The 6,268-nt window shown below is 65.4% G+C and carries 7 protein-coding genes; 1 reads left to right on the top strand and 6 read right to left on the bottom strand.

All coding sequences use genetic code 11. The annotated features are described in order from the left end of the window. Positions 1 to 171: 171 nt before the first annotated feature. The 6 genes from SO180_RS28625 to SO180_RS28600 form a co-directional block, all read right to left on the bottom strand. The gene (locus SO180_RS28625) at positions 172 to 1,482 is read right to left on the bottom strand and encodes an NAD(P)H-dependent oxidoreductase (RefSeq protein ID WP_449382180.1); all 1,311 of its coding nucleotides are present in this window, start codon (positions 1,480 to 1,482) and stop codon (positions 172 to 174) included. 147 nt (positions 1,483 to 1,629) lie between these two features. Next, complete coding sequence (locus SO180_RS28620; RefSeq protein WP_449382179.1) at positions 1,630 to 2,430, bottom strand: phytanoyl-CoA dioxygenase family protein; 801 nt, start codon at positions 2,428 to 2,430, stop codon at positions 1,630 to 1,632. A gap of 132 nt (positions 2,431 to 2,562) precedes the next feature. Continuing rightward, the gene (locus SO180_RS28615) at positions 2,563 to 3,240 is read right to left on the bottom strand and encodes a GntR family transcriptional regulator (RefSeq protein ID WP_449382178.1); all 678 of its coding nucleotides are present in this window, start codon (positions 3,238 to 3,240) and stop codon (positions 2,563 to 2,565) included. Between the two features lie 223 nt (positions 3,241 to 3,463). After that, positions 3,464 to 3,646, bottom strand: a complete 183-nt coding sequence (locus SO180_RS28610; protein ID WP_449382177.1) for a hypothetical protein — start codon at positions 3,644 to 3,646, stop codon at positions 3,464 to 3,466. Then, complete coding sequence (locus tag SO180_RS28605; RefSeq protein WP_449382176.1) at positions 3,606 to 4,715, bottom strand: glutamate carboxypeptidase; 1,110 nt, start codon at positions 4,713 to 4,715, stop codon at positions 3,606 to 3,608. Before SO180_RS28605 ends, SO180_RS28610 begins: the two co-directional genes overlap by 41 nt. 92 nt (positions 4,716 to 4,807) lie before the next feature. Beyond that, positions 4,808 to 5,677 (bottom strand): sigma-70 family RNA polymerase sigma factor, encoded by an 870-nt coding sequence (locus SO180_RS28600; protein ID WP_449382175.1) that lies wholly within the window; start codon positions 5,675 to 5,677, stop codon positions 4,808 to 4,810. Positions 5,678 to 5,798: 121 nt separating this feature from the next. Here SO180_RS28600 and SO180_RS28595 point away from each other — a divergent pair, with 121 nt between their 5' ends. Continuing rightward, positions 5,799 to 6,254: a carboxymuconolactone decarboxylase family protein gene (locus tag SO180_RS28595; protein WP_449382202.1), complete on the top strand. Its 456-nt coding sequence runs from the start codon at positions 5,799 to 5,801 to the stop codon at positions 6,252 to 6,254. Positions 6,255 to 6,268 lie beyond the last annotated feature (14 nt).

Genomic DNA, 6,268 nt, shown 5'->3' with positions numbered 1-6,268 from the left:
GCCTCGGGAATACTGGATCGCCCGCTTTCGCGGGCGATGACGAGAAAAAGTGGCGCGCCGTCGAACGCGGCATTGCACACGGCGCCTCTTCGATCAAAAAAGCAAAAGCCCCGGATACATCCTCCGGGGCTTTTGTCGTTTCCAGCGCCGCTCGCGGCAGCCCGGTTTGCCTCATCGCTGATCTGCGAACGCTATCTCCATGGCCTTGCGGATCTTCACAGTCTCGTTGCCAGCATCGAATTCGACGTCGCTCCAGCACACCACTGCGCCATGCGCGATGTCATTTCTCAGCTTGACCCTGTGAGCGAGGCCGATCGGCAGCGCGCCGATCTTCAGGCTACTTGCTGCCGGCATCAGCTTGCCCCACACCGTGTAGCCGCCTTCGCCATCCAGCATCTCGCCGGCGCGAAGATTGCGCTTGGCGACGGCGGCGACGTCGCCGCGGAAGCTTATCGCCTGCCCCGTGGGCTCGCCCCGCAGCGCCGCCGACAGGATCGAGATGTTCAGCTCCAACCCGATCAGATGATAGGGCTTGTACATCGCGGCATAACGCCCGCTCGCATCGGTCTTCAGCCCGTACTGCCTGAAGCAATCGGCGGCGTAGTCGTTCGGCGCCTCCAGCACGACATAGACGCCCCAGCGCAGGTCGCGAAATACCGGCCGGCCGTCACGCTCGAGCGATGACACGACTTCGACCACGCCGGATCTCTCCAACACACCACCTCTGTCGCGCGGCCGCATGATGTGCGGCAGATCGTCGACGCCGCACGGGGGAAACAGCAAACCATCCGTGGGCACATCGAGCGTGCAGGCATTGGCGATCGCCGCCATCTCGATCGCCGACTTGGTGCCGTCGAGGAAGGAATTGAACATCTGCGGATTCATCCCGGCCGATTGCGCTTCGCCGGCGGTGAGGCCGTAATGCTGCCAGACGCCATCCGGCGTCACGTCGTGATAGGCCGGCAGATATTTGGTGCCCTTGCCGGCCGCGACCACACGAAAGCCGGTGGCACGCGCCCAGTCGACCATCTCGGCTGTCAAGGCCGGCTGGTCGCCATAGGCGAGCGAGTAGACGACTCCCGCTTTTCGCGCTTCCTGCGCCAGCAGTGGGCCTGCCAGCACGTCGGCTTCGACATTGACCATCACGATGTGCTTGCCGGCCGCAATCGCCGCGCGCGCGTGGCGAATGCCGACGGCGGGATTGCCGGTCGCCTCGACCACGACGTCGATCGGGCCATTGATGGCGCGCGCACCGTCATCGGTGAAGCTGGTGGCCGCGATGCGTTCGGCATCCCAGCCCACGGTCCGGCACGCCTCGCGCGCACGGTCGCGGTCGAGATCGACGATGACAGGCACCTCCAGCCCCGGCACATGCGGGACCTGCGACAGGAACATCGAGCCGAACTTGCCTGCGCCGATCAGCGCGACGCGCACCGGCTTGCCGGCAGCGGCGCGGGCCTGGAGGAGTGAAAAGAGGTTCATGCTGACATCCGATAAAGTATCATGTCCCGGACGCGGTGGAGCGTGCAACGCTCCGCCGCAGAGCCGGGACCCATTCCGCGGCGTGGGCCCCGGCTCAGCAGCGCATCACTGACGTGCTGCGCAGCGTCCGGGGCGCGAGAGAGTGTCTTACTCCGCCGCCTGCCGCGGCGCCCGTGCCAGCCGCAGCAGCGCGTCGTCGTCGACCGTCTTGATCGGCGCAAAATCGCGGTGCGCGATGTATTCCGGCCGCGTCGGGTTTCGAATGTAGTTCGAGACCGCGTTGAGCGTCAGGTACACGATCTTGCGCGGGTAGGGCGTGATGTTGCCGCTCGATCCGTGCACGAGATTGCCGTGGAACATCAGCATGCCGCCACCTTTGCCGGTCGGCGCGACGATGCCGCCCTGCTTGACCAGCCGCGTCACTGTCTCCTCGTCCAGCGTCCACAGCGGATAGGAGGTGGTCGCAAGATCGTGCGAGGCCTCCAAGTCGCCGGCGTTCTGGCTGCGCGGCACCAGCATCAGCGGACCGTTGATGGGCATCACCTCGTCGAGGAAGATCGCGATGTTCATCGCGCGCGGCTCGGGCATGCCGTCGTCGCGCTTCCAGGTGCCATAGTCCTGGTGCCACTGCCAGACGTCGCCGGTGAAGGCCGATTTCGCGTTGATCTTGAACTGGTGCATGTAGACGGGCTCGCCGAACACCTGCTCGACCGGCTCGATCATGCGTGGATGCGCGCCGAGCACGCCGAAGGCTTCGTTGTAGAGATGAGCGGCAAAGGCCGTGCGTGGCGCACCGCTTTTCTCGCGCCAGACCTCGGGCCGGTCAGCGTCGTAGATGCCGACTGCCTCGCGTGCGAGGAAATCGACCTCCTCTTGGGCAAACAACTCCGGGAGGAACAGCCAGCCCTCGCGGTGGAAGAACTCCAGTTGCTGCTGGGTCAGTTTCATGGATCGCATCCTCCTGTTTTGTTATTTTTTCCGTCGTCATGGCCGGGCTTGACCCGGCCATCCACGGGCTCGTTTCACGCCAAGAAAGAACGTGGATGCCCGGGACAAGCCCGGGCAGGACGGCGATTGTGGCTACGCCGCCGCTTCTTCCGTCGCCTTCAGTCTCTCCTCGGTCATGCGTCCGGCCGTCTGGGCATGCGCAAGCGCGGCGCGTTCGGCCGCTTTGGCTTCGCCAGCGAGTACGTGTCCGGCAATCGTCGCGTGCTCCGCCCAGGCGCTGTCGCGATAGTCGAGCTCGGACAGCACGGTCGCCATCGAGCGGCGCATATGGGGCCATTGCGGCGCGATCGTCTCCTCGATCACGGGGTTGCCGGCGAGGTGATAGATCGCGCAATGAAACGCGACGTCGAGCGCGATCAGCTCGTTCAACGGCGTCTTGCGAGTGATGGCGCGGCCGGCCCGCAGCGCGGCCGCAAGCCGCTCGCGTCCCGCGCCATCGCGCACGATCCGTTCGGCGGCGAGCCGCGCCGCCAGCGCATCGATGGCGCTGCGCACCTCGTAGAGCTGGCGAATGCGTGCGGGATCGAGCTGCGTGACTTCGAATCCGCGCCGGCCGCTCTCGGCGACGAGACCTTGCCGATGCAACAGATGCAGCGCATGCGACACCGGCTGGCGCGACACGCCGAGCTTGTCGGCGAGCTCGTTTTGCCGGATGCGCTGACCGGGCTGCAAGGTGCGATCCGTGATCGCCTCCAGGATGCGCGCATAGACCTGGTCGATCAGATTGGGCAGCGGGTCGAGCGGGATCACGCCGGCGGCTCCTTGCGGAATACGGAATTCCGTATGCGAAGCTACTGCGAGACATGGGAAGCGTCAAGCGATGAGGTAAGGGATTGTACGTACTTGATTTTCGTCATGGCCGGGCTCGTCCCGGCCATGACGGGCCACACTCCCGGCTCTTCGTGGATGCCCGGGTCGAGCCCGGGCATGACGAACCGCCGGCGACTGCCCTCGTTTGCGAGCGCCGGCGCTGCTACTTCTTCTTGCCCTGCTCGATCAGCATGCGCGTCATCAGATAGAGTCGCGGCACGATCGAGTTGGTGTCGATGAACTCGTCGCGGGCATGATAGCCGAAGCCGGCAAGGCCAAAGCTTTCGACTACGACCGCCTTGCCGCTACGGTTGGCATAGCCGGCGTCGGTTCCTGCTCCCGTCATCTCGGCGATGTCGAGCTTGCGGCCGAGTTCGGCTCGCCTGTCCCTCCTGTGCGAGCGCGCGGCCGCGCTCGCCGGCGACGAAGGGCGGACGTGCCGGCACGATCGTCACCGTCGTCTCGGTGTCGGGCACGAGCTTGTTCTTGACCTTTTCGTCGAGCGCGGCCTGGAGCTTGGCAACGCCGTCGGAAACGGTGAGGCGGATATCGGCGCCGGCCTCGGCATCCGCCGGAATCTGGTTGCGCACGGTGCCGGCCTTCGACGTCGTCCAGTTGAGTTGCGTGCCCGGGATGGATTTCGCGACGTCCTGCGTCTGCAGCAGCTGGTGCGAAAGCTCGATTAGCGCGTTGCGCCCGAGGGCCGGTGCTGCGCCGGCATGCGAGGCGCGTCCCTTCACCTTCATCGTTGCAGTCGCGGTGCCGCTCGCACCCAGCAGCAGAGCATCGTTCTGCGCCGGCGGCGATGAGGCCGTCGGCTCGCAGGACAGCACGACGTCATGCTGATCGGCGAGCGCTGAGATGAATTCACCGGAGCCGATCGAGCTGGCCTCCTCGTCCGGATTGAGGGAGACCGTCAGCGTGGCGTAGTCGCGCCAGCCTGTGTCTTTCAGGATCTTGAGCGCGTGCAGGATCACGGCGAGGCCGCCCTTGTCGTCGGCAATGCCGGGCCCGAAGATCTTGGTGCCATCGACATGGTACGGCTCGGTCGCGAGGATGCCGCGCTGATAGACCGTGTCCATATGCCCGATCAGCATCAGCTTGCGCGTGCCCGTGCCTGTGAACGTGGCTACAACGATATCGGCGCCGGCGCCCGCGGTCGTCTTCTGCCGCCGCGTCGTGGCGCCCAGCGCTTTCAGGCGCGCTTCCGTGAAGTCTGCCATCCTGGCGAGACCTTCGATATCGCTGCTGCCGCTCTCGATCATCACCATGTCGTGCAGCGTCTCGATCAGCGGAGTCTTCTCCTGCTCAGAAGCGGCCTTCAGCTTCTCGTCGGCGGTCGCACGTGCCGTGGCGTTGGCGCTCACAAGACCGAGCAGGGATAGGGCGAAAACGGGAACGAGGCGGGATTTCATCAAGCTGTCCTTTCGGGTCTCGAGCGCCGGCACCGCCCGATTGCCGATCAGCCTAGCATCGCCGCCGCGCAGATACCAAGACGCTTGGCGTCTTACGGCTCCAGCACCTTCACCTCCAACGCGCCGATCGCGTCCGGATTGGCGATCGCCTCGATCCCGGCGATCCTGTCCCCTTTGAAGGCGACGCGCAGCGCGATCCGCAAACGCCCGCCGAGGATGACGGCAACACCCATTTGGCCATCGACGAGTGCGGGCCGTGCAGCCTGGGCGCGCCCCTTGAATGTCTCGGCTACGGCCGAGGCGCCACGGATCTCCGGCAGCGAGCCGAGGCGCACCGCGGCCTGATCGGCGCGCACGACGACATCGGGATCGAGCACGGCGAGCAGTCCCTCGAAATTGCCCTCACGCGAGGCGGCGAGGAAAGCGTCGACGATTTTCCGCTGTCGTGAAAGATCCGTGTCCGGCACCGGCGCGCCCTGCACGCGGCGGCGGGCGCGGCTGGCAAGCTGCCGCGAGGCCTCGACCGAGCGGCCGACGATCGGTGCGATCTCCTCGAAGGGAACGGCGAACATGTCATGCAGCACGAAGGCGAGCCGCTCTGCCGGTTGCAGCGTCTCCAGCACGACGAGGAGCGCGGCGGCGACTGAATCGGCCATCTCGGACTCGCGCTCACGCGCATCGTCGACCGGCTCCGGCACGTCCTGGCTCATCGGATCCTCGCGGCGCGATTTGCGTGCGCGCAGCATGTCGAGGCAGATGCGCGCGACCACGGTGGTTAGCCAGCCCCGCAAATTCGCGACATCCGAGGTGTCGCTGCGGCTGAGCCGCAGCCAGGTCTCCTGCACGGCGTCATCGACCTCGCCGCGCGAGCCCAGCATCCGGTAAGCGACGCTGCGCAAATGGTCCCGATTGGCCTCGAATTGCCGGGCTAGAAAATCTTCTTCGAAGTTTTCCTGGGGCATCGGTCACATTCCCTGTTCGCGCTCCGTCATGTCCATGACGAAGCAAATCCGCGCCTTGTGACAACAATGACGCCGGATCCGTCAAAATTAACTTCCGGCTTCGAAACGGAGACACGACATGATGCACGCACGTATGAATCATCCGGTGATGGTCCTGCCTGAGGCCATGAAGGCGATGCAGGCGCTGAGCGAGGTGAACAAGCAGGGACTGCCGGAAAAGCTCCTGGAACTCGTGCACCTGCGCGCCAGCCAGATCAACGGTTGCAGCGTCTGTGTCGACATGCATCCCAAGCTCGCCCGCAAGGCCGGGGAGAGCGATGAGCGGCTGTTCGCGGTCTCTGCCTGGCGCGACACGCCCTATTTCACGGAAGCAGAGCGCGCCGCGCTCGCACTCACCGAGGCCGTCACGCGTCTTGCGGATCGGGCGGACCCCGTTCCGGACGCGATCTGGAACGAGGCCGCCAAGCATTTCGACGAGCGCGAGCTTGCGACCCTGATCCTCTCGATCGCGACGATCAATGTCTGGAACCGCCTGAACGCGACGATCAAGATGCCGGTCGGCGTGTGGAAGGTGTGAGCGGATTCATCGCC

Source organism: Bradyrhizobium sp. UFLA05-112, from assembly GCF_053572325.1.
Note: the sequence above shows the minus strand (reverse complement) of the source record. Positions and strands in the feature narration are given on the sequence as shown.